This window comes from Streptantibioticus parmotrematis (assembly GCF_019890615.1).
Lineage (GTDB): Bacteria > Actinomycetota > Actinomycetes > Streptomycetales > Streptomycetaceae > Streptantibioticus_D > Streptantibioticus_D parmotrematis.
This window is the reverse complement of record NZ_JAINVZ010000019.1, coordinates 118533-141177: the sequence shown is the minus strand read 5'-3', so window position 1 is coordinate 141177 and position 22645 is coordinate 118533. Positions and strand designations below refer to the sequence as shown.

General features: G+C 73.0%; 23 protein-coding genes and 1 pseudogene. 14 read left to right on the top strand and 10 right to left on the bottom strand.

From position 1 onward, the window contains the following. Nucleotides 1-208: 208 nt before the first annotated feature. Nucleotides 209-1483, top strand: a complete 1275-nt coding sequence (locus tag K7472_RS24255; RefSeq protein WP_308014061.1) for an alpha/beta hydrolase — start codon at nucleotides 209-211, stop codon at nucleotides 1481-1483. 49 nt (nucleotides 1484-1532) lie between these two features. On the opposite strand, the gene K7472_RS24250 is transcribed toward K7472_RS24255, so the two are convergent. Both K7472_RS24250 and K7472_RS24245 read right to left on the bottom strand, forming a co-directional pair. Next, nucleotides 1533-2552, bottom strand: a complete 1020-nt coding sequence (locus K7472_RS24250; protein WP_222980661.1) for an aldo/keto reductase — start codon at nucleotides 2550-2552, stop codon at nucleotides 1533-1535. Next, the gene (locus tag K7472_RS24245; protein ID WP_222980673.1) at nucleotides 2549-3073 is read right to left on the bottom strand and encodes a MerR family transcriptional regulator; all 525 of its coding nucleotides are present in this window, start codon (nucleotides 3071-3073) and stop codon (nucleotides 2549-2551) included. The genes K7472_RS24250 and K7472_RS24245 overlap by 4 nt, the downstream gene beginning before the upstream one ends. A 119-nt stretch (nucleotides 3074-3192) precedes the next feature. Between K7472_RS24245 and K7472_RS24240 the strand changes: the two genes are divergently transcribed. Then, nucleotides 3193-4008: a serine hydrolase domain-containing protein gene (locus tag K7472_RS24240; RefSeq protein ID WP_222980660.1), complete on the top strand. Its 816-nt coding sequence runs from the start codon at nucleotides 3193-3195 to the stop codon at nucleotides 4006-4008. A gap of 10 nt (nucleotides 4009-4018) precedes the next feature. On the opposite strand, the gene K7472_RS24235 is transcribed toward K7472_RS24240, so the two are convergent. After that, nucleotides 4019-4657, bottom strand: a complete 639-nt coding sequence (locus tag K7472_RS24235; protein WP_222980659.1) for a pirin family protein — start codon at nucleotides 4655-4657, stop codon at nucleotides 4019-4021. 258 nt (nucleotides 4658-4915) lie between these two features. On the opposite strand from K7472_RS24235, the gene K7472_RS24230 reads away from it, so the two are divergent. The 6 genes and pseudogenes from K7472_RS24230 to K7472_RS24205 all read left to right on the top strand — a co-directional run bounded on the left by K7472_RS24230 (nucleotide 4916) and on the right by K7472_RS24205 (nucleotide 11559). Then, nucleotides 4916-6115 (top strand): PucR family transcriptional regulator, encoded by a 1200-nt coding sequence (locus K7472_RS24230; protein WP_308014059.1) that lies wholly within the window; start codon nucleotides 4916-4918, stop codon nucleotides 6113-6115. An 89-nt stretch (nucleotides 6116-6204) separates the two neighbouring features. Then, nucleotides 6205-7128, top strand: a pseudogene (locus K7472_RS24225) (ACP S-malonyltransferase); the annotation flags it as partial. Nucleotides 7129-7408: 280 nt separating this feature from the next. Beyond that, nucleotides 7409-8419: a ketoacyl-ACP synthase III gene (locus tag K7472_RS24220; RefSeq protein ID WP_222980656.1), complete on the top strand. Its 1011-nt coding sequence runs from the start codon at nucleotides 7409-7411 to the stop codon at nucleotides 8417-8419. Between the two features lie 72 nt (nucleotides 8420-8491). Then, entirely contained in the window at nucleotides 8492-8740 is a 249-nt protein-coding gene (locus K7472_RS24215; RefSeq protein ID WP_222980655.1) for an acyl carrier protein, read from the top strand. A gap of 102 nt (nucleotides 8741-8842) precedes the next feature. Further along, nucleotides 8843-10105 (top strand): beta-ketoacyl-ACP synthase II, encoded by a 1263-nt coding sequence (fabF, locus tag K7472_RS24210; protein ID WP_222980654.1) that lies wholly within the window; start codon nucleotides 8843-8845, stop codon nucleotides 10103-10105. 56 nt (nucleotides 10106-10161) lie between these two features. Beyond that, a complete protein-coding gene (locus K7472_RS24205; protein WP_222980653.1) occupies nucleotides 10162-11559 on the top strand; it encodes an acyl-CoA carboxylase subunit beta in 1398 nt (465 codons plus the stop codon). A 51-nt stretch (nucleotides 11560-11610) separates the two neighbouring features. Here K7472_RS24205 and K7472_RS24200 read toward each other — a convergent pair whose 3' ends face one another. Further along, nucleotides 11611-12552, bottom strand: coding sequence for a beta-ketoacyl-ACP synthase III (locus K7472_RS24200; RefSeq protein ID WP_222980652.1), 942 nt, complete (start codon nucleotides 12550-12552; stop codon nucleotides 11611-11613). 129 nt (nucleotides 12553-12681) lie between these two features. On the opposite strand from K7472_RS24200, the gene K7472_RS24195 reads away from it, so the two are divergent. Next, nucleotides 12682-13287 (top strand): TetR/AcrR family transcriptional regulator, encoded by a 606-nt coding sequence (locus tag K7472_RS24195; protein ID WP_222980651.1) that lies wholly within the window; start codon nucleotides 12682-12684, stop codon nucleotides 13285-13287. A 21-nt stretch (nucleotides 13288-13308) separates the two neighbouring features. On the opposite strand, the gene K7472_RS24190 is transcribed toward K7472_RS24195, so the two are convergent. Beyond that, nucleotides 13309-14196 carry an NAD(P)-dependent oxidoreductase gene (locus K7472_RS24190; RefSeq protein ID WP_222980650.1) on the bottom strand — a complete coding sequence of 296 codons (888 nt, stop codon included), beginning with the start codon at nucleotides 14194-14196 and terminating at the stop codon, nucleotides 13309-13311. Nucleotides 14197-14249: 53 nt separating this feature from the next. Beyond that, a complete protein-coding gene (locus K7472_RS24185; RefSeq protein WP_222980649.1) occupies nucleotides 14250-14744 on the bottom strand; it encodes a DUF3145 domain-containing protein in 495 nt (164 codons plus the stop codon). Nucleotides 14745-15030: 286 nt separating this feature from the next. On the opposite strand from K7472_RS24185, the gene K7472_RS24180 reads away from it, so the two are divergent. The 3 genes from K7472_RS24180 (at nucleotide 15031) to K7472_RS24170 (ending at nucleotide 17925) form a co-directional block, all read left to right on the top strand. Continuing rightward, nucleotides 15031-15933: an SGNH/GDSL hydrolase family protein gene (locus K7472_RS24180; protein ID WP_222980648.1), complete on the top strand. Its 903-nt coding sequence runs from the start codon at nucleotides 15031-15033 to the stop codon at nucleotides 15931-15933. Between the two features lie 186 nt (nucleotides 15934-16119). Beyond that, complete coding sequence (locus K7472_RS24175; protein ID WP_222980647.1) at nucleotides 16120-17376, top strand: ArsB/NhaD family transporter; 1257 nt, start codon at nucleotides 16120-16122, stop codon at nucleotides 17374-17376. Between the two features lie 6 nt (nucleotides 17377-17382). Then, nucleotides 17383-17925, top strand: coding sequence for a universal stress protein (locus K7472_RS24170; protein WP_222980646.1), 543 nt, complete (start codon nucleotides 17383-17385; stop codon nucleotides 17923-17925). Nucleotides 17926-17993: 68 nt separating this feature from the next. Here K7472_RS24170 and K7472_RS24165 read toward each other — a convergent pair whose 3' ends face one another. Further along, complete coding sequence (locus tag K7472_RS24165; RefSeq protein WP_222980645.1) at nucleotides 17994-18788, bottom strand: HAD family acid phosphatase; 795 nt, start codon at nucleotides 18786-18788, stop codon at nucleotides 17994-17996. Between the two features lie 598 nt (nucleotides 18789-19386). Between K7472_RS24165 and K7472_RS24160 the strand changes: the two genes are divergently transcribed. After that, complete coding sequence (locus K7472_RS24160; protein WP_222980644.1) at nucleotides 19387-20040, top strand: TetR/AcrR family transcriptional regulator; 654 nt, start codon at nucleotides 19387-19389, stop codon at nucleotides 20038-20040. Between the two features lie 86 nt (nucleotides 20041-20126). Here the strand turns inward: K7472_RS24160 and K7472_RS24155 are convergent, their stop codons facing one another. After that, a complete protein-coding gene (locus K7472_RS24155; protein ID WP_222980643.1) occupies nucleotides 20127-20555 on the bottom strand; it encodes an organic hydroperoxide resistance protein in 429 nt (142 codons plus the stop codon). 127 nt (nucleotides 20556-20682) lie between these two features. After that, entirely contained in the window at nucleotides 20683-21723 is a 1041-nt protein-coding gene (locus K7472_RS24150; RefSeq protein ID WP_222980642.1) for an NADP-dependent oxidoreductase, read from the bottom strand. Between the two features lie 119 nt (nucleotides 21724-21842). Between K7472_RS24150 and K7472_RS24145 the strand changes: the two genes are divergently transcribed. Further along, on the top strand, nucleotides 21843-22274 hold the full coding sequence (locus K7472_RS24145) for a MarR family winged helix-turn-helix transcriptional regulator (RefSeq protein WP_252396133.1): 432 nt from the start codon (nucleotides 21843-21845) through the stop codon (nucleotides 22272-22274). Between the two features lie 60 nt (nucleotides 22275-22334). On the opposite strand, the gene K7472_RS24140 is transcribed toward K7472_RS24145, so the two are convergent. Next, nucleotides 22335-22610, bottom strand: coding sequence for a GlsB/YeaQ/YmgE family stress response membrane protein (locus K7472_RS24140; protein ID WP_109450189.1), 276 nt, complete (start codon nucleotides 22608-22610; stop codon nucleotides 22335-22337). Between the last annotated feature and the right edge of the window lie 35 nt (nucleotides 22611-22645).

Sequence of the window (22645 nt, the reverse complement as noted above, 5' to 3'; positions counted from 1 at the left end):
GGCTGGGCGCGTGACGACGGGGACGGCTGGACGCGTGAAGGCGGGGACGGGATTGGCGTGTTCCTGATACGTCACGCCTGACACACCGTCGCCCTACGTTCGGTCAGTGTCTGTTCCGTGCCGGAACCGACCGCTTGCGACCACTCCAAACGTGACGTACGTCACCGGATTCACGAACACCGCGGAAAGTCTCCTATGGTGGCCCGCGGTGAATGTCTTCGATGAGCGCATCGGCGCTCCCCCCACTTCCTCCCGCTCCCTCGGCTGGGCCTGGCTGCGCGTGATCGCGCAGGACCTGACCTCGCCGGGGCGCGCGGCGTTGGCCGTCATGGTCGTCTTCGTGCTGCTGGCAACCAGTGGCTGGACCGCGATGAGCCATCAGAAGCCCGCCCAGGATCCCCGCGCCGCCGCCGTCTCGGCCTGGCTGCACGGCTCGGTGGCCGGCCGCCACCTGCCGAACCCGGACTCGGCGAGCGCCAGGACCGTCTCACGGTTCTTCGCCTCGCTGACCGCCGCGCAGCGCGAGCGCCTGGCCGACCGCTACCCGCTGGTCGTCGGCAACCTCAACGGCGCGCCGGTCCCGCTGCGGTACGCGGCCAACCGGCTCGCGCTCGGCCAGCAGCAGACGGCCGAGATCAAGCGCTCGCACGCCGAGGACCTGACGCCCGACGGCCGCTCGGAAGCGCTCCAGCTCGCGCACCGCTACGGTTCGCTGCGCGCCCCCGGCCGCCAGATCCTCGCCTTCGACCCGACCGGGCAGGGCCGCGTCGCGGAGGTCTTCGGCGACCTCGCGACCGCGCGGCGCACCGCGGTCGTGGTGCCGGGCGTCGACACCGACATCCTGACCTTCGAGAAGACCGTCAAGCCTTACTCGGCGCCGGACGGCATGGCCGAGGCGCTGTACGACTCCGAGCGCGCGGCCGACCCGGCCGGTCACTACGCGGTGATCGCCTGGGCCGACTACACCACGCCGGACGGCCTGGGCCTGGACGCCTCCACCGGCACGATGGCCGAGGCCGGCGCGGTCCGGCTCAACGCGATGGTGCGGGCGCTGCCGGACACCACCAGCGTGCAGTTGTTCTGCCACTCCTACGGCTCGGTGCTGTGCGGGGTCGGCGCGGGGCGGCTGCCGCAGCGCAAGGTCACCGACATCGCGGTCTACGGCTCCCCGGGCATGCGCGCCCAGAACGTCGCGGGCCTGCACACCGACGCCCGGGTGTGGGCGGCGCGGGACGCCACCGACTGGATCCAGGACGTGCCCTACGTCGAGGTCGGCGGCCTCGGCCACGGCCCCGACCCGGTCTCGCCCTCGTTCGGCGCGCGGGTGATCTCGGCCGCCGGGGCGCAGCAGCACACCGGCTACTTCGCCTCCGGCACCGAGAGCCTGAAGAACTTCACCCGGATAGCGCTGGGCCGCTACGGGCAGGTCGTGTGCGCGACGGACGACGCGACCTGCACGGCGGGCGCGGCAGCGGCGGCCTGAGCCCCGCCCGCGCCCGGCCGCGGCCGGTCACGGCACGGCCCGCGACGCGCTACTCGCGCGCGGCCGAGGTGCTGGACATGTCCGGGTAGCGGTCTCCGGCGACCTGCCCGGCGATCGGCTCCAGGCGGGCCAGCTCGTCGTCGGTCAGCGTGATGGTGGCGGCCGCGGTGTTCTCCAGCACCCGGGAGCGCTTGCGGGTGCCCGGGATCGGCACGACCGCGGTCAGGCCGTGCACCCGCTGCCGCTGGTGGGCCCAGGCCAGGGCGATCTGGCCGAGGGTGGCGTCGTGCGCGGCGGCGATCTCGCGGACCGGCTCCAGCAGCTCGGCGTTGGCCTTGGCGTTGTCGCCGGTGAAGCGGGGCTGGTGCTTGCGGAAGTCCCCGCTGCCCAGGTCCTTGCCCGCGTCGGCGAACGCGCCGGTCAGGAAGCCCCGGCCGAGCGGCGAGTACGGCACGACGGCGACGCCCAGCTCCTTCGCCGCGCCGACCAGCGAGATCTCCACGTCCCGGCTGAACAGCGACCACTCCGACTGCACGGCGGCGATCGGGTGGACGGCGTGCGCCTCGCGCAGTTCGGCGCCGGTGACCTCGGACAGGCCCAGGTGCTTGACCTTGCCCGCCTCGACCAGCTCCGCCATCGCGCCCACCGACTCGGCGAACGGCACCGCCGGGTCCCTGCGGTGCATGTAGTACAGGTCGATGACGTCGGTCTTCAGCCGGGTCAGGCTCGCCTCGACGGCCTGCCGGATGTACGCCGGGTCGTTCCTGATCCCGCGGTAGTCCGGGTCGTCGGCCTTGCGGACGATGGCGAACTTCGAGGCGAGCGTGATCTCGTCGCGGTGCGCGCCGACGAAGGGGGCGAGGAACTCCTCGTTCGCCCCGGACCCGTAGATGTCGGCGGTGTCGAAGAGCGTGACACCCGCCTCCAGGGCCGCGTCCAGCGTGTCGCGGGCGGCCGCCTCGTCGGTGCCGCCGTAGAACTCGCTGATGCCCATGCAGCCGAACCCCTGGACGCCGACCAGCGGGCCGCCGGTGCCCAGGGCGATGGTGCCGAGCTTGTGGGTGCTCATGAATTCCGTGCCTCTCCCGCGCCCGTGGGGGCGCTCGCGTAGAGATCGATCTTGTGGTCGAGGACCCCGAGGGTGTCGCACAGCTCCGCGATCCTGCGGCGCACGTCCTCGCGGTGCGCGACCAGCAGCTGGAGCCGCTCGGGATAGGTGTGGTCGCCCTCCCTGACCAGCTCCGCGTAGCGGACCATGTCGGCGACCGGCATCCCGGTCAGCCGCAGTTTGTTGACGAAGTCGAGCCAGCCGAGGTCGGCCTCGGTGTAGCGGCGCTGGCCGGTGTGGGAGCGGTCGACGTGCGGCATCAGTCCGATCCGCTCGTACCAGCGCAGGGTGTGGGCGCTCAGTCCGGTGTACGCGACGACCTCGCTGATCGTGTAGCCGTCACGGCCGCGCGGCCTGCGCGCGGTCCGCGCCGCCGACGCGCAGTCTTGGAGCGGGTCGCCGCTCGTCGCGTTCCCGGTGGCGGGGCGTCGCGCGGCCTCCGTCCGGTGCGCGGTGGCCGTTGCGGTGTCCACGACTGTCATGCCGTACCGTCCTTCCGCCTGCTCGCGGCCGTCCCCCGGGCCGCCCGCCCTCGCGGTGATCTCCACGCTAGAGACCTTGAGTGCACTCTAAGCAAGCCGCACCGGATACGCTCGCGGTCATGGAAAGCCTGGGACGCATGGGTCAGTGGCCGGTTCCGACCGCGGCGGCCGCGGTGGTGCGCGCGGACGGCACGGTGGCCGGGACCTACGGTCCGACCGGTCACCGCTTCCCGCTGGCCTCGGTCACCAAGCCGCTCACCGCGTACGCGGTGCTGCTCGCCGTCGAGGAAGGCGCCGTCGAGCTCGACGAACCGGCCGGCCCCGAGGGCTCGACCGTACGGCACCTGCTCGCGCACACCTCGGGGCTGGCCTTCGCCGAGCACCGGGCGCAGGCCGCGCCGGGCGAGCGCCGCATCTACTCCAACACCGGGTTCGAGGTGCTGGCCGATCACGTGGCGAAGGCCACCGAGATCCCGTTCGCGGACTACCTGCGCGAGGCGGTCTTCGAGCCGCTGGGGATGGCGGCGACCTCGCTGGACGGCTCGCCCGCCGCCGGGGCGGTCTCCACGGTGGACGATCTCGTGCGCTTCGCGGCCGAGTTGCAGGCGCCGCGGCTGCTGGCGGCCGAGACGCTGACCGGGGCCACGGCGGTGGCGTTCCCCGGACTGCGCGGGGTGCTGCCCGGCTACGGGGTCCAGCGGCACAACGACTGGGGCCTGGGCTTCGAGATCCGCGACGCCAAGTCCCCGCACTGGACCGGGAGTTCGTCCTCGCCCCGCACGTTCGGCCACTTCGGGCAGTCCGGCACGTTCCTGTGGGTGGATCCGGACGCGCGAGCCGCGTGCGTCTGCCTGACCGACCGGGACTTCGGCGAGTGGGCGATCGAGGTGTGGCCGCGGCTGACGGACGCGGTGCTGACGGAACTGGCGCGGTAGGGAGGCCGGTTCAGGCGTCCAGCGACCAGACGAGGTAGGTCGTCGTTTCCGGGTCCGCCTCGACGGTGTCGACGGTCAGGTCGCCTCCGCCGGTGACGCGGGCGGCGTCGCCGGGACCGAACGGCTGCCCGTCGAGCAGGAGTCGACCGCGTACGACGTGCAGGTGGCGCAGCGGGGCGGCGGGCAGGCGGGCCGGGCCTCGGTGGACGACGAGGGCGGAGCCGGGGCGGCGGGGCGTGCTGACGCGGTCGCCGCTCGTGCGGCCGTACGCGGGTGGGCCGCCGGACTCGCCCGGCTCCAGCCACATCTGAAGGAACGTCAGGGGTTGGTCGCGGCGGGCGTTGCGCTCGGTGTGGCGGACGCCGTCGCCCGCGCTCAGCCACTGGATCTCACCGGCGCGCACGACGTGGCGGTGGCCCGCGGTGTCGTCGTGCGCGAGTTCGCCGTCGACGACGAAGGTGACGATCTCCACGTCACGGTGCGCGTGCTCCGCGAACCCGGCGCCCGGGGCGAGGCGTTCCTCGTTGACGGCGACGAGGGGGCCGAAGCGGAGGTTGTCGGGGTCGTAGTGGGGGCCGAAGGAGAAGCCGTGCAGGGTCTCGATCCCTGCGGCGGGATCGCCTCCCCGGAAACGGGCAGTGGCGGGCATCCGACGAATCACGGGACCACGGTAGGGGACGGGGGCTTTCCGCAGGTGCGGGCGGTCCGGCTCGCGGACGCGTTCGCCCACCCACCTACCCGCCCGTTCACCGCGATCGTTCCGGCACCGCCTCACCCGACCCCGCACCTCCCGCCCCCGGCGACGGGTGGGTGGGCGGGGACAAAGACCGACCCCCCGCAGAAGCGATCCGCGCCGCACCTCTGACCCAGCGGTTCGGGGGCCGCCCGCATGAGGCAGGCTTGTCCCGTGTCCGATTCCACGCGATCTTCCAGCAGCCCCAGCGGCTCCCACCCGCACAGTGCCACCCTGCGGCGGCTGGAGAAGTCCTCCGGGAGACTGTCTGCCGCGGCGATCGCGCGGATGGACGAGCAGTTGCCCTGGTACCGGGCGATGCCCCCGGAGAACCGCTCGTGGATCGGCCTGGTCGCCCAGGCGGGCATCGCCGCGTTCACCGAGTGGTTCCGGCACCCGGAGGCGCCGCAGGCGATCAGCACGGACGTCTTCGGCACCGCGCCGCGCGAGCTGACCCGGGCGATCTCGCTGCGGCAGACCGTGGAGATGGTCCGCACCACGATCGAGGTCATGGAGTCCGCGATCGACGAGATCGCGGCCCCCGGCGACGAGTCCGTGCTGCGCGAGGCGCTGCTCGTCTACGCCCGCGAGATCGCGTTCGCCACCGCGCAGGTCTACGCGCAGGCCGCCGAGGCGCGCGGTGCCTGGGACGCCCGTCTGGAGTCGCTGGTCGTCAACGCCGTGCTGTCCGGCGAGGCCGACGAAGGGGTGCTCTCGCGGGCCGCCGCGCTCGGCTGGAGTTCGCCGGATCGGGTGATCGTGGTGCTCGGCACGGCGCCCAACGGCGACAGCGAACTGACCGTCGAGGCGATCCGCCGGGCCGCCCGGCACGCCAAACTCCAGGTGCTGACCGGGGTGTTCGGGGACCGGCTGGTGGTCGTCGCGGGCGGCAGCGACGACCCGATCCGTACCGCCAAGGACCTGATCGGCCCGTTCGCCGCGGGGCCCGTGGTGGCCGGTCCGGTCGTCGGGGACCTGCTGGCCGCGACCCGTTCCGCGCAGGCCGCCGCCGCGGGGCTGAAGGCGTGCGCCGCCTGGCCCGACGCGCCGCGCCCGGTGCTCGCGGACGATCTGCTGCCGGAGCGGGCGATGGCGGGCGATCCCGCGGCCCGCGACCAGTTGGTGGAGGAGATCTACAGACCGCTGGAGGAGGCGGGCTCGGCGCTGCTGGAGACCCTCAGCGTCTACCTGGAACAGGCCTCCTCTCTGGAGGGCGCGGCGCGGATGCTGTTCGTGCATCCCAACACCGTTCGCTACCGGCTGCGACGTGTGACGGACGTCACCGGCTGGTCACCCTCCGATGTGCGCTCCGCGTTCACCCTGCGGATCGCGCTGATCCTGGGCCGCCTCTCCAGTACAGATCAACCGCGCTGAGCTTTTGTGGGACACCCACAAATCGCCTGACTGTTCTTGGTCCCTGTCCTCACCGGCGGGGACCACCTGACGCGAGAGAGAGTGTGAAGGTGCTCGTACTCGTAGCTCCCGGCCAGGGTGCCCAGACTCCTGGCTTCCTCAACCCCTGGCTCGAACTCCCGGGCGTGGCCGACCGGTTGCACTGGTGGTCGGCGGTCGCCGGCCTGGACCTCGTGCGCTACGGCACCGAGGGGACCGCGGACGAGATCCGCGACACCGCGGTGGCGCAGCCGCTGCTGGTGGCCGCGGGGCTGGTCTCCGCGCTGTCGCTCTTCCCGCACCCGGCGGACGCCCGCCGCGGGATCGCCGCGGTCGCCGGGCACAGCGTCGGCGAGCTGACCGCCGCCGCCGGTGCCGGGGTGATCACCGCCGAGTCGGCGATGGCGCTGGTGCGGCAGCGGGGCCTGGCGATGGCGAAGGCCGCCGCGGTGACCGAGACCGGCATGTCCGCGGTGCTGGGCGGCGACCCGGAGGTCGTGCACGCCAAGCTCGTGGAGCTGGGCCTGACCCCGGCGAACGTCAACGGCGCGGGCCAGATCGTCGCCGCGGGCACCATGGAGCAGCTGGCGGCGCTGTCCGCCGACAAGCCCGAGGGCGCCCGGGTGATGCCGCTGAAGGTGGCGGGCGCGTTCCACACCACCCACATGGAGCCCGCGGTCGCCACGCTCCAGGCGCTGCTGCCCGGCGTCACGGTGCGCGACCCGCGCACCCGTTACGTCTCCAACGCCGACGGCCGGGTCGTGCACAGCGGCGCGGAGATCGCGCGGCGGCTGGTGAAGCAGGTGGCCGGCCCCGTGCGCTGGGACCTGTGCATGGAGACGTTCAAGGAACTGGGTGTCACCGCGATCATCGAGGTCTCCCCCGCGGGTACCCTGGTGGGGCTGGCCAAGCGCGCCCTGCCCGGTGTGAGGACGCTGGCGCTCAAGACCCCGGACGACCTCGACGCGGCCCGCGAGATCGTGGCGGAGCACGGCGACGAGTCCTCGAACCCGCTCGAGCACGCGCCGACGTGGCGGCTCGCCGTGGCCCCGTTCAAGGGCACGGTGGCCATGGAGCCGTCCGTCAAGCCGGGCCAGGTCCTGGCGCCGGGCGCGACGGTGGCCCACGTCGGCAACAACCGGGAGCGGCAGGCGGTCGTCGCCGAGCACGGCGGCACCGTCGTCGAGTGGCTCGTCGAGGACGGCGACCCGGTCGCCCCCGGCCAGCCGTTGCTGCGCGTCCACCCCGCGGCCGAATAAGACTGAGGAGCCCCGCATGTCCGCGAAGATCAAGCCGAGTCAGGGCGCGCGTTACGCCCGGATCCTCGGCGTCGGCGGCTACCGCCCGACCCGTGTGGTGCCCAACGAGGAGATCCTTCGGTACATCGACTCCTCCGACGAGTGGATCCGGTCGCGTTCCGGCATCGTCACCCGGCACTGGGCGGGCCCGGACGAGACGGTCGCCGAGATGTCGGTCGAGGCGGCCGGCAAGGCCATCGCGGACGCGGGGCTGGCCCCCGAGGACATCGGCGCGGTCATCGTGGCGACGGTCTCGCACTTCAAGCAGACCCCGGCCGTCGCCACGGAGATCGCGCACCGGGTCGGCGCCGGCACGCCGCCCGCGTTCGACATCTCCGCGGGCTGCGCGGGCTTCACCTACGGCCTGTCGCTGGCCAAGGGCATGGTCACCGACGGTTCGGCGCGGTACGTGCTGGTCATCGGCGTGGAGCGGCTGAGCGACCTGACCGACAAGGAGGACCGGGCGACCGCCTTCCTGTTCGGCGACGGCGCGGGTGCGGTCGTGGTGGGCCCGTCGGACGAGCCCGCGATCGGCCCGGTGATCTGGGGCTCCGAGGGCGACAAGGCGGAGACCATCAAGCAGACCCTGCCGTGGGACGTCTACCGCGAGGGCCGCCCGGACGAGGTGCGCTTCCCGGCGATCACCCAGGAGGGCCAGGCGGTCTTCCGCTGGGCGGTCTTCGAGATGGCCAAGGTGGCCCAGCAGGCGCTGGACGCCGCGGGTGTCACCGCCGACCAGCTGGACGCGTTCATCCCGCACCAGGCGAACATGCGCATCATCGACTCGATGATCAAGGCGCTGAAGCTGCCGGAGCACGTCGCGGTCGCCCGTGACATCGAGACCACCGGCAACACCTCATCGGCGTCGATCCCGCTGGCGATGGAGCGGCTGCTCGCCACCGGCCAGGCCAGGAGCGGCGACACGGCGCTCGTCATCGGCTTCGGGGCGGGTCTCGTGTTCGCGGCCTCGGTCGTTACCCTCCCCTAGGCACAAGATCCCGGCGGCCCGCAGTTCCGCGGGCCGCACGACCACCGAGCAACACATCGAAGGAGCGCCAACATGGCCGCCACTCAGGAAGAGATCGTCAAGGGTCTCGCGGAGATCGTCAACGAGATCGCCGGCATCCCGACCGAGGACGTCCAGGTCGACAAGTCCTTCACGGACGACCTCGACGTGGACTCGCTGTCGATGGTCGAGGTCGTCGTCGCCGCCGAGGAGCGCTTCGACGTCAAGATCCCGGACGAGGACGTCAAGAACCTCAAGACCGTCGGCGACGCTGCCGACTACATCCTCAAGCACCAGGACTGAGGGACGCCCCTCAGTCGCACTTCGTAGGCCGACGCGTCTGTCGCCATCCGACCGGGTGGTACGCGTTTGCTTCACCCTCGAAACGTGGAGACAAGAATTCCTGTGAACTCGACCAATCGCACCGTGGTCGTCACCGGTATCGGCGCAACCACACCCCTGGGTGGCGACAGCGCATCGACCTGGGAAGCCCTGCTGGCCGGCCGGTCCGGGGTCACCCCGCTGGAACAGGACTGGGCGGAGCAGCTGCCGGTCCGCATCGCGGCACAGATCGCCGTGGAGCCCGGTGAGATCATCCCCCGGCCGCAGGCCCGCAAGCTGGACCGCTCGGCGCAGTTCGCGCTGATCGCGGCCCGTGAGGCGTGGGCGGACGCGGGTTTCACCGGCAAGGCGGGCGACGACGCCTCGGTCGACCCGGACCGGCTCGGCACCGTGGTGGCCTCCGGGATCGGCGGGGTGACCACCCTGCTGGGGCAGTACGACATCCTGCGTGAGCAGGGCGTGCGGAAGGTCTCCCCGCACACCGTGCCGATGCTGATGCCCAACAGCCCGGCGGCCAACGTCGGCATCGAGCTGAACGCCCGCGCCGGGGTGCACACCCCGGTCAGCGCCTGCGCGTCGGGCGCCGAGGCGATCGGCTACGCCGTCGAGATGATCCGCACCGGCCGCGCCGACGTCGTGGTCGCGGGCGGCACCGAGGCGGCGATCCACCCGCTGCCGATCGCCGCGTTCGGCAACATGCAGGCGATGAGCAAGAACAACGACGACCCGCAGGGCGCCTCGCGCCCCTACGACGTCGACCGGGACGGTTTCGTGCTCGGTGAGGGCTCCGGTGTCGTGGTGCTGGAGTCCGCCGAGCACGCCGAGCGACGTGGCGCCCGGGTGTACTGCGAGGCGCTGGGCCAGGGCGTGTCCGGCGACGCGCACCACATCGCGCAGCCGGAGCCGTCGGGGCGCGGCATCGCGGACGCGATCGGCAACCTGCTGGCGAACAACGACGTCAAGCCCGCCGAGATCGCCCACGTCAACGCGCACGCGACGTCCACCCCGACCGGTGACGTGGGTGAGGTGAGGGCGCTGCGCTCGGTCTTCGGTGACGACCTCGACCACATGGCGGTCTCCGCCACCAAGTCGATGACCGGCCACCTGCTGGGCGGCGCGGGCGGCATCGAGACGGTGGCGACGGTCCTCGCGTTGCACCACCGGGTCGCTCCGCCGACGATCAATATCAAGAACCTCGACCCCGGGGTCGACGCCGACATCGTGCGCGACCAGCCGCGCGAACTGCCGCACGGCACGATCACCGCGCTCAACAACTCGTTCGGCTTCGGCGGTCACAACCTCGTGCTGGCCTTCCGCAGGAGCTGACCGGCAGGCCCGCCGCAGCGTGACCGGCCCGGCGCCGGTCGTAGGAGGCCCGCAGCATGGCCGGACGACCACCGCGTGACAGTGATCCGCGCAATCCCCGGCTCAGGCTGCGGGCCCTTCTCGACGAGGGCGGCTACCAGGAGGTCTCCGCGTACGACGCGTCGGGGATGCTCGCCGCGATCGGCACGGTCGACGGCGTGAAGGTGGTCGCGTTCGCCTGCGATCCCACGGTGCAGGGCGGCGCGATGGGCGCGGACGGCTGCGACGTGGTGGTACGCGCCTACGACCGGGCGGTCGCCGAGGACTGCCCGGTGATCGGGATCTACCACTCGGGCGGCGCCCGGCTCCAGGAGGGCGTGGGCTCGCTGCACGCGGTCGGGCGGGTCTTCCGGGCGATGATCGGGGCGTCCGGGCGGGTGCCGCAGATCTCGGTGGTGCTGGGCGCGGCGGCGGGCGGCGCGGCCTACGGCCCGGCCCTGACCGACGTCGTGGTGCTGGCGCCCGAGGGCCGCATCTTCGTCACCGGTCCCGACGTGGTCCGCTCGGTCACCGGTGAGCGGGTGGACATGGCCCGGCTCGGCGGCCCGGAACCGCACGGCAGGCGTTCCGGCGTGGTGCACGTGGTGGCTGACTCCGAGGCGGAGGCGCTGGCCCGGGCCCGGCATCTCGCGCTGCTGCTCGGCGCGCAGGGCGAGGTGGACCCCGAGGCGGTTCAGGACCGGCCGCTGGGCGGGCTGCTGCCGGACTCGCCGCGCCGCGCGTACGACGTGCACCCGCTGGTGGACGCGGTGCTGGACGCCCCCGGCCTGGAGCTGCACCCGCGGTGGGCGCCGAACATGGTGACGACGCTGGGGCGGCTCGGTGGCCGCACGGTCGGCGTGGTCGCCAACAACCCGCTGCGGCTGGGCGGTTGCCTGGACTCGCTGTCGGCGGAGAAGGCGGCACGGTTCGTGCGCACCTGCGACGCGTTCGGGGTGCCGCTGGTGGTGCTGGTGGACGTCCCCGGGTACCTGCCGGGCGTCGGGCAGGAGTGGGAGGGCGTCGTGCGGCGCGGCGCGAAGCTGCTGCACGCCTTCGGCGAGTGCGTGGTGCCCCGGATCACGCTGGTCACCCGCAAGTCGTACGGCGGCGCCTACATCGCGATGAACGCCCGCTCGCTGGGCGCGACCAGGGTGTTCGCCTGGCCGACGGCTCAGGTGGCGGTGATGGGCGCGGTGGCGGCGGTACGGATCCTGCACCGCCGCAAGCTGTCGGAGGTCCCCGAGGAACTGCGCGAGCAGGTCGAACTGGAGCTGGCCGCGGAGCACGAGATCGTGGCGGGCGGCCTGCCGAAGGCCAGGGAACTGGGCGTCGTCGACGAGGTGATCGAGCCGGACGCGACCCGCTCCGCGCTGGCCCGGGCGATCGCCGGGGCCCCGCGGCGACGCGGGGCCCACGGCAACATCCCGCTGTGACACGTGAGTTGACGGTGCCGACGGCCCGTCAGCTCACCACGGCGAACGGCCTCACGGGCAGCGGACGACCTGGCCGGCCCAGGACAGGCCGCCGCCGAAGGTGAACAGCAGCACCGGGTCGCCCGGGGAGACCTCGCCGCGTTCGGCCAGCTTGGCCAGGGCGAGCGGGACGGAGGCGGCGGAGGTGTTGCCGGACTCCACCACGTCACGGGCGATCACCACGTCGTCCGGGACGCCGAGCTGGCGGACCACGGAGTCGATGATGCGCAGGTTGGCCTGGTGGGTGACGACCGCGGCCAGGTCGGCGGTGGTGAGCCCGGCGCGTTCCACGGCGCGCAGGGCGAGTGGGGCCAGGGTGGTGGTGGCCCAGCGGAAGACGGTCTGCCCGTCCTGCGCGAACCGCGGCTGCCAGGCGTCGGACAGCCGCACCGCGCTCGCCTTGCCCGGGTCGGAGCCCCACACCACCGGGCCGATGTCCTCGGTGTCGGAGGCGCTGACCACGGCGGCTCCCGCGCCGTCGCCGAGGATGACGCAGGTGGAGCGGTCGGTCCAGTCGACCACGTCGGACATCTTCTCGGCGCCGATGACCAGCGCGTGCTTCGCCGCGCCCGCCCGTACCGCGTGGTCGGCGCCGGCCAGCGCGGTACAGAAGCCCGCGCAGCCGTTGTTGAGGTCGTAGGCGACCGCGTCGGGGATGCCCAGGCGTCCGGCGACGGTGGCGGCGGTGCTGGGGCAGCGGTCCCGCGCCGAGCAGGTGGCGACGGTGATCAGCCCGATCTCCTCGGGCCGCAGTCCGGACGCGGCCAGCGCCTTGCCCGCGGCCACGGTGGCCAGGTCGGCGACCGACTCCTCGTCCGCGATGCGGCGGGTGGCGATGCCGGTGCGCTGCCGGATCCAGGCGTCGCTGGTGTCGACCATGGCCGCCAGGTCGTCGTTGGTCAGCACACGGTCGGGCTGGTGGTGTCCCAGCGCGGCGATTCGGGTTCCGGGCATGCCGGGTCTCCTCGGGCTCTCGGAAGGAACGGGTACGTGCCCCGGCCGGGCGGTCCCGACAATAGCGAACGACCGATCGGAAGTTAAAGTGCCGCCCGGATGGCGGACGGCGCGGCTACGATGAGCCGCATGAGCCCGCGACACTCCTTCGCCGAGGCCCGCAGGACGCGGGAGCGGATCGTGCAGCGCAGCGTGGCCGTCGCGTCGGTCGAGGGCCTGGAGGGGCTGACGATCGGGCGGCTCGCCACCGACCTGGGCATGAGCAAGTCCGGTCTGCTGGGCCACTTCGGCACCAAGGAGGTCTTGCAGCTCGCGGCACTGGAGCGGGCTTCGGACATCTTCTCGGCCGCGGTATGGGCACCGGCGGCCGCCGCCCGGCCGGGGCTGACCCGGCTGCGGGCGGTCTGCGAGGAGTGGATCACGTATCTGGAGCGGGAGCGCGAGGCGTTCCCGGGCGGCTGCCTGTTCACCACGGCGGTGGTGGAGTTCGACGGGCGGGAGGACGGGCCGGTGCGGGACGCGGTGGCCCGGCTGTTCCGCACCTGGCGGCGCAGGCTCATCGTGGACCTGCGCATCGCGGTGCGGGCGGGCGAGCTGCCCGCGGGCACCGATCCCCGGCAGGTCGCCTTCGAGCTGATCGGCCTGTACATGGGGCTGAACCAGGCCATCCAGCTGCTCCACGACCGCCAGGCCCCGGACCGCACCCGCCGCGCGCTCACCCGCCTGCTGGGCTGATCACCCGTTCGCCGGGCCGGGTCACCCGTTCGCCAGGCCCTCGAAGCTCGCGAAGTACGAGGCGGCGGCGTCCTGGTCGCCGTGACCCGCCTCGGAGGCGCGTGCCAGGCGGGCGACGCCGGCCGGGGCGAGGTCCAGCCGCACGCCCGCGCCCTCGGCAGCGCCCGCGATCAGCCGGGCGTCCTTGGCGGCGGCGTCGACGGTGAAGTTCACGGTGTAGTCGCCGGTCAGGATCGCCTCGGCCTTCATCCGCAGGTAGCCCGAGTCCAGCGCGGTGCCCTCCAGTGCGGCGAGGAACCGCTCGGGGTCCACACCAAGGCCCTTGGCCAGCGCCAGCGACTCGGCGGTGCCGTTGATGACGGTGAGCACCCAGTTGTTGAAGACCAGCTTCAGCTTGCTCGCGGCGCCGCCCGCGCCCTCCTCACCGAGCCAGACGGTGCTGCGGCCGATGGCGTCGAAGACCCGGTCGGCGACCGGCCGGGCCTCCTGGGGTCCGGCCGCCAGCACCTGCAACTCCCCCGCCTCCGCGGGCTGTTTGGTGCCCAGCACCGGGGCGTCCACGAAGAGCGCGCCGTGCTCCGTCGCGAGCGCGGCCAGCGGGGCCAGCCCCTCGGGGCCGACCGTGCTCGCCTGGAGCCACACCGCGCCCTCGCGCAACCCGGGCGCGGCGGCCCGCATCGTCTCCAGCACGGTGGGCCCGTCGAGCAGCACGGTCAGCACGGCGTCGGCGCCGCGGACGGCGTCGGCCGGATCGTCCGTCACGGTCGCGCCGTCGGCGGCGAGGGGCTCGGCACGGGAACGGGTGCGGTTCCACACCCGTACGTCGTGACCGGCCCTCAGGAGGGAGCGGGCCATGGCGGCACCCATGGTGCCGGTGCCCAGGACGGCGACGGTGCTCGTGTCGGTCATGCGGTCACGCTATGCCCGGGCGGCCGAGCCGGGTCAACGACACAGCCTGGTGCTCACACCACCTGGTGCAGCCAGCGCACCGGCGCGCCCTCACCCGCGTACCGGAACGGCTCCAGCTCGTCGTCCCACGGCTTGCCCAGCAACTTGGCGACCTCCGCCTCCAGGTCGGCCTCGCCGCGGCGCGCCCTGGCCAGCGCGGCGCGCAGCCGGTCCTCGGGGATGAGGATGTCGCCGTGCAGCCCGGTGACGGCGTGGAAGATGCCGAGGTCCGGTGTGCTGCTGTAGCGCTCGCCCTCGGCGTTGGCGCTGGGCTCGGCGGTCACCTCGAAGCGCAGCAGATGCCAGCCGCGCAGCGCGGACGCCAGCTTGGACGCCGTGCCGGAGTCGGCCTGCCAGGACAACTCGGCCCGCCAGGTGCCCGGCGAGGCGGGCTGGCGGATCCAGTCGAGGCTGAGCCGCGCACCCAGCACTCCCGCGACGGCCCACTCGACGTGCGGGCACAGCGCGCGGGGTGCGGAGTGCACGTAAAGAACTCCACGTGTCGTCACCGGGACCTCCAGTGTGGGACGAGGTTCGCCTTCCCCAGCGGCCTCGTACCCGGTCCGGTCATCTCGGGACAATGCCCGACATTCTGCACCATTCTTACCAAACGGGACAAGAACTGATCGCTCGTATTCAAACTTATGTCGATCACCCACTGTGCCACCGAGTTGAACCAATCGGTGTGACCGTGACGTGGCTGTCGAGGAAAAACTACCGTGCGGCGTCCCTGGAGGAGTGACGTACCGTCGGGCTGACGCAGATATCACCCGGTCATCCGATGAGGGGGCGCATATGCGCGAGACACCGCGGCCCCGCCGCGAGCGCCACCGTCCGGCGCGGGCCGTCCGGCGACGGCGGGCGGGGCTCGTCGCGGCGGTGTGCGCGGCCCTGCTGGTGGTGGCCGGGTGCGGGCCTTCGGGGCGTCCGGCGGCGAGCGGGTCACCGTCGCCCAGCGGGCCGGTGTGGAACCCCCGGCCCTCCTCCGTCGCCGCGCTCGGCGACTCCATCACCCGTGGCTTCGACGCCTGTTCGCTGCTGTCGGACTGCCCGGACGTCTCCTGGTCCACCGGTGACCGCTCGGACGTCGACAGCCTCGCCACCCGGCTGCTGGCCTCGCCGGCCGGCCGCACCTGGAACTTCGCGGTCAGCGGCGCCCGCGTCGACACCCTCGTCGACCAGGCACGCGAGGCCGCCGCGAAGCGCCCGGGGCTGGCGACGATACTGATCGGCGCCAACGACGCGTGTGCGGACTCGGCCGCGGCGATGACCCCGGTGGCCGACTTCCGGGCCCGGTTCACCGACGCGCTGCGGACACTGCACGGCGGCTCGCCGCACACCGAGGTGTACGTGGCGAGCGTCCCCGACCTGTACCGGCTGTGGTCGGTGGGCCGCTCCAGCGTGCTCGGCCGCTCGGTGTGGAACCTGGGCATCTGCCCGTCGATGCTGGCCGACCCCATGGGCAGCACGGCCGCCGACACCACGCGGCGCGACGCGGTACGCGCCCGGGTGGCGGCGTACGACCAGGTGCTCCAGCAGGTCTGCGGCCAGTACCCGCTGTGCCGCTACGACGGCGGCGCGGTGCACGACGAGCCGTTCACCACGGCCGAGTTGAGCCCGTGGGACTGGTTCCACCCGAGTACGAAGGGCCAGGCGGAGCTGGCCAGGATCGCCTACGCGGGTGTCACCCGTAAGTGAGCCTCACGCGCCACCGGGCTGACGTGCGGCCCGGCGGACACGGAAACGCGTCTTCCGGCGGGCACGCAGCACCTCTTCCGGCGCACCTCCCGGCGGACACGGAAGGGCGGGTGCGGCGGGGTGACGCCCGCGTGTGACCATGGCCGTCCGACCTGTGACGACGACGCGGACCCCGGGAGGCCACTGGTGAACGGCGCGGGTGCCGAGGTGCTCTCCGTCGCCCTGCTGCTGGTGGTGCTGGCGTTCGCCGTGGTGCGGCCGCGCGGGCTGCCGGAAGCGGTGGCCGCGGTGCCCGCGGCGGTGGTGCTGGTGGCCACCGGCGCGGTGCCGTGGCACGACGCCTGGACGCAGGTGCACGGCCTGCTGCCGGTCGTCGGATTCCTGGCCGCGGTGCTGGTGCTGGCCCAACTCTGCGACGACGACGGGCTGTTCGGCGCGGCGGGCGATCTGGTGGCACGGGTGTGCGGCGGACGGCCGGGGCGGCTGCTGGCCGGGGTCTTCGTGGTGGCGTCGCTGGTCACCGCGGTGCTGAGTCTGGACGCGACCGTGGTGCTGCTCACCCCGGTCGTGTTCGCCACGGCGGCCAGGGCGGGCGCCAGGGCCCGGCCGCACGTGTACGCCTGCACCCATCTCGCGAACTCCGCCTCGCTGCTGCTGCCGGTGTCCAACCTGACGAACCTGCTGGCGTTCTCCGCGAGCGGCCTGTCGTTCGCGCGCTTCGCCGGGCTGATGGCACTGCCGTGGCTCGCGGCCATCGGTGTGGAGTACGGGGTCTTCCGGCGGTTCTTCCGGGCCGACCTCGCGGCCGGGGCGGGCGGCGGGCATCCGGTGGAACGCGTCGCGCCGCCGGTCTTCACCCTCGTCGTGCTGGGCTGCACGCTGGCCGGGTTCGCGGTGACCTCGTTCGTCGGGGTGAACCCGGCGTGGGCGGCGTTCGCCGGGGCGCTGGTGCTGGCCGCACGGGCGCTGAAACGGGGGCGGACCACCCCGGTCGAGGTGGTGAAGTCGGCCGGACTGCCGTTCTGCCTGTTCGTGCTGGCCCTCGGCGTCGTGGTCAAGGCCGTGGTGGACAACGGGCTCGACGACGGCCTGCGGAACGTGCTGCCCGGCGGCACCTCGCTGCCCGCGCTGCTGGGCGTGGCGGCGATCGCGGCGGTGCTGGCCAACCTGATCAACAACCTGCCCGCGCTGCTCGCGCTGCTGCCCATCGTCTCGCCGGGCGGCGCGGGCCCGGTGCTCGCCGTCCTGCTCGGGGTGAACCTCGGGCCCAACCTGACGTACGTGGGTTCGCTGGCGACGCTGCTGTGGCGGCGGGTGCTGCACGAGCACGACGAGCGTCCGGCGCTGGGCTCCTTCACCCTGCTGGGGCTGCTGACCGTGCCTGCCACGCTGATCGCCGCGAGCGTGGCACTGTGGGTGTCGCTGACGACGATCGGAGGGTGAGCCGCCGTGGGGATCGTGATCTGGATCGCCGAGGGCACCTGGCCGGCCTGTGTCGACGCCGCCCGCGAACGGGCCCGCGACGAGGAGGAGTTGACGCTCGCGCACGTCACCGACTCCGGTCCCGCGCAGGCCGCGCACGCGGCGTTCGGCGGGCTGCTGGGACGCGGTCGGGCCGATCGTGACCCGGGGGCGCGGCTGGAGGAGTTGTCGGCGGCCGCCGCCGGTGAGCTGCTGGACGCGGCGGCGCGGCGGCTGGGCAGGCCCGCGCGGCGACGGGAGCTGAGCGGCCGGGTCGAGCGGGAGATCGTGCGCGCGGCTCAGGGCGCCGACCTGCTGGTGTGCGCCCGCGACGGCGACCGCGAGCGGCTGGGGCCGCACAGCCTGGGTCCCGCGACGCGGTTCGTGGTGGACCACGCGCCGTGCCCGGTGCTGCTGGTGTGGCCGGAGGCCGCGCCGGACGTGGAGTCGTTGCCGGAGCCGCCACCCGGACCGCACGAGCCGCACGGACCGCACGAGCCCCCGCCCCCACCTGCTCCACCCGGGAGCTGACGTGACGTCAGGTGCGCCACCGCACCTCGCGGTGGCGCACCGAGCACCCGGGGCCGGGTCAGGTCGGGTCAGGGGATGTAGTACATCGGGTTCGGCAGCTTGAAGCCCTTGTCCGCGTAGCCGCCGGACAGGTCGCTGTACTGGTCGCCGAAGTTGGCCACGACGTCGTAGCCGAGCGACTCGATGTGCTTGCGGGTGCCGGACTTGTACTGGATGGTCGTGCAGGTCGCGCCGCACGGCAGGTACGCGGGCGGGCTCGTGGGGTTCTTCAGGAAGAAGTGGCTCGCGTCGGCGGCCGGCTTGTAGCCCGCAGCGGCCAGGTTGGCGGCGCTCGGCGCGCGCTGCGCCTCCGGGCGGCCGGTGACGTAGAAGACGGTGACGCCCTGCTGGGCCGCCCAGTCGACCAGCCGGGTCATGCCGAAGACGGCGGGCATGGTCTTGGTGCGGATGTAGGTGTCGCTGGAGGCCGTGGTGTAGGCGAAGCCCACTTCCAGCTCGTAGTTGTAGGTCAGCAGCGTGGTGTCGTCCACGTCGAGGACGATCGCGGGCTTCTTGCCGTGGTCGTGCCGTACGGCCTGCTTCAGGTACGTCTTCGCCTTCGCCTCGATGCCCTCGACCTGCTGCGCGTACGGGGAGTTGGGCGACGCGTAGTGCTCGCCGTTGATGACCGTGTCGCCGTAGTAGGCCTCGATCTGGTCCTCGACCTTGGTGAGGTTGGGGATCTCCTTGTCGGAGCGCGGCACGGAGTTGTCGGCGGTGGCCGCTCCGGTGGCGAACAGCGCGGTGCCGGCGACCACGGCGGCCGCGACGGCGGCGGTGGCCCGGCCGCGCCGGGTCGTCGGAAGGGGGCGAATTCGGCGCATGGGAAGGCTCCTTCGGGGTGGCGGCCCCTGAGGGGATGTGACGGTGACGTGAACCTAGAGCGGTTGACCGTGGCAGGTCAAGGTTTGTCTACGCGGGTCGTCTACGCGCGTCAGCCGGGAGGGCGCGCGGTCCGCCCAGAGGGACGGCGTCCGTCCGCTCAGACGGCGTGCGTCCGCTCAGGGCGGGCGCACATTCCGCTCGCGCGGGCGCACAAGGAGAACGCGCTGGTGCGCAAGGAGAACGCGGAAAAGGGGCGGAGCGTGTCAGGACGCTCCGCCCCCGCGGACACGAGGCATACCTCGGCGTCCTCGCGCCACGCTCGGGACCGCCGCCGCGCGGGCGGACGGCCACCGTTACCCATGGACCGTAGCCCTCTCCTCCCCCACGCTCAAATCCACGTCCGCGCAGGTGAGTTGGGGTACGGGTGCCTCGCCGCCGCCTCACGGGCCCGACAACGATGTCGGACAGAACGGCCGGTAGGCACCGGTTGCGCGTCGTCGCACGCTTTCACGCGGAACGTCACGTTACGCCCGGAGGGGCGCCGGGTGGATCCGCGACGCCGCGCGGATCCGCGGCACACCCCCTAGGCTCTCGTCCGTGGCCGCGAAGAGCCCGGACGGGCGCCGCGGAGGCCGGACCGCACGGTCCGAGGACCGGCGCGCCGAGATCGTCGAGGCCGCGCTCGCGGTGCTGGCCGAGCGCGGCTACCGCGGCACGACCCTGGGCGCCGTGGCGGACCGCGTCGGACTGACCCAGCAGGGGCTGCTGCACTACTTCCCCACCAAGGAGGCACTGCTGACCGCCGTGCTGGACGCGTCGGGACAGTGGGACCTCACCGCCGCCGCGCTGCACGGGACGGGCTGGCCGCTGGAGATGCTGGCCTCGCTGGTCGAGTACCACGCGACCCGGCCGGCCCTGGTCAGGACCTACACCGTGCTCGCCGCCGACAGCGTCACCGCGCGCCACCCGGCCCGCGCCTTCTTCCGGCGCCGCTACCGCCGGGCCAGGGAGGGCGGTGCGAACGCGCTGCGGGAGGAGTACGGGCAGCGGCTGGCGGGCGGCCTGACCCCGGAGCGGGCGGCGCCGTTGCTGACGGCCGTGCTGGACGGGCTCCAGCTCCAGTGGCTGCTGGACCCCGACTCGGTGGACATGGCGGCGGCCTTCCGCGACTTCCTGCGACTGCTGTCCCCGGAGGCAAGGGAAGCGCCCGACGCGGCGAGCGCCCCGCGGGCCCCGGACGAGGACGCCTGAAACGCGAACACCCGCCCCGGAGCGCGCCGTTGAGCGGCGGCCGGAGCGGGCGTACTGCGTGAAGCCACGCGGTACCCGACGAAGCGTCAGGCCACCGAGAGCTTCACCTCGATGTTGCCACGGGTGGCGTTGGAGTACGGGCAGACCTGGTGCGCCTTCTCCACCAAGGCCTGGGCGGTGGCGGCGTCCACGTTCGGGATGGACGCGGAGATCTCGACGGTGAGGCCGAAGCCGCCCGCCTCGGTCTTGCCGATGCCGACCTTCGCGGTCACCGTCGAGCCGGAGATGTCGGCCTTCTCCTGCCGGGCGACGACGCCCAGCGCGCCCTGGAAGCAGGCGCTGTAACCGGCGGCGAACAGCTGCTCGGGGTTGGTCCCCGCACCGCTGCCGCCCATCTCCTTGGGCGGGTTGACGACCACGTCGAGCTTGCCGTCGTCGCTGGAGACGCGGCCGTCACGGCCGTTCTCCGCGGTGGCCACGGCGGTGTACAGGACGTCTACGGACTGGATGGACATACGGGATGATCCTCCTGAGGTACGACGCGACTCGCGCCCACGGTCGCGGCGGTCGGATGAAGCGTATGCGAGCGGGGGCGGGCGGACGCAACACACCCCCGGTGCCGACCGGTGGCCGGCGCCGCGGTCAGGCGTCGAGGCGGACGACCATCTTGCCGGTGTTCTCGCCGCGCAGCAGGCCGAGGAAGGCGTCCACGGCGTGGTCGATGCCGTCGACCACGGTCTCCCGGTAGCGCAGGCTGCCGTCCCGCAGCCAGCCGCCGACCTCGTCGACGAACTGCTCCTTGAGGTCGGCGTGGTCGCCGACGAGCAGGCCCTCCAGGCGCAGCCGCTTGCCGATGACCATGGCGAGGTTGCGCGGGGCGGCGGGCGGCTCGGTGGCGTTGTACTGCGCGATCATGCCGCAGATCGCGGCGCGGCCGTGCACCTTCAGGGAGCTGATCGCGGCTTCCAGGTGCTCGCCGCCGACGTTGTCGAAGTAGACGTCGATGCCGTCGGGGGCGGCCTGCTTGAGCTGCTCGCGCACGGGGCCGTTCTTGTAGTTGAACGCGGCGTCGAAGCCGTACTCCTCGACCAGCACCTTGACCTTCTCGTCGGAGCCGGCCGAGCCGATGACCCGGGAGGCGCCCTTGAGCTTGGCGATCTGGCCGACCTGGCTGCCGACCGCGCCGGCCGCGCCGGAGACGAAGACCGCGTCGCCCTCCTGGAAGGCGCCGACCCGCAGCAGACCGGCGTACGCGGTCAGGCCGGGCATGCCCAGCACGCCGAGGTAGGCCGACAGCGGCGCGACGTCCGGGTCGACGGTGGTGGCGTGCCGGGCGTCGAGCACCGCGTACTCGCGCCAGCCGAGCCCGTGCAGCACGTGGTCGCCGACCGCGACGCCCTCGGCCTCGGAGGCGACGACCACGCCGACCGCGCCGCCGTCCAGCGGGGCGTCCAGCCGGAAGGGCGGCACGTAGGACTTGACGTCGTTCATCCGGCCGCGCATGTACGGGTCGACCGACATGAAGAGGTTGCGCACCGCGATCTGGCCGGGGCCCGGGGCGGGCACCTCGGCCTCGCGCAGCGCGAAGTCACCGGGAACGGGCCAGCCGTCGGGGCGGGCGACCAGGTGCCATTCGCGGCCGGTGGCGGGGAGCGTGGGCTGGGCGTGTGCGGACGCGGACATCAGGGGAGGCATCTCCTTGCTTCTTCGGCGCTTCTTCTGCACTTCCAGGTACTTCATCTACTGAACTAACCATGCACCTGGATATTTCATGATGTCAAGCAAATGGGTAGACTGACCTCATGACCGCACCGGCACCCGCCCCCATGGACCCCCTCACGCTGGAGGTCGTCGAACTGATCGGCACCGTCGTGGCGCGCTACTACGAGGAGTACGACACGGCGGCGGCCCGGCACCAGCTCACCGGCGCCCAGGCGCGCGTGCTCGGGCTGCTGTCCCGGGAACCGATGCCGATGCGCCGGATCGCCGAGCAGCTCAAGTGCGAGCCGTCCAACGTCACCGGCATCGTGGACCGCCTGGAGGCGCGCGGCCTGGTGGAGCGCCGCCCCGACCCGGCCGACCGCCGCGTCAAGCTCGCCGCGGCCACCGAAACCGGCAAGGACACCGCCACCCGCCTGCGCGCCTCCCTGGGCTTCGCCCGCGAGCCCCTGGCCGCCCTGTCGGAACACGACCGCGCGACCCTGCGCGACCTGCTGCGGCAGATGCTGGGATGACGGACGGGCCGGGGCGATACGCCCCGGCCCGTGCGGTGCGGCGTCAGCCGCGGTACGGCTTCAGCCGCGGCGCGAGCGGGAGTTGCCGAAGAAGATGCGGTAGAGGATCAGCAGGACCAGCGAGCCGACGATGGCCGAGCCCCAGCTGCGGGCGTCGAAGAAGGTGTGCTGCACCGGGCGGTGCAGGAAGTGCATGGACAGCCAGCCGCCCACGAACGCCCCGGCGATGCCGATGAGGGTGGTGCCGACCAGGCCGCCCGGGTCGCGCCCGGGCAGCAGGATCTTGGCGATCGCCCCGGCGATCAGCCCCAGGAGGATCCAGCCGATGATGCCCACGTCTCAGCCCTGCCTTCCGTGCGGACCGGGCCGGT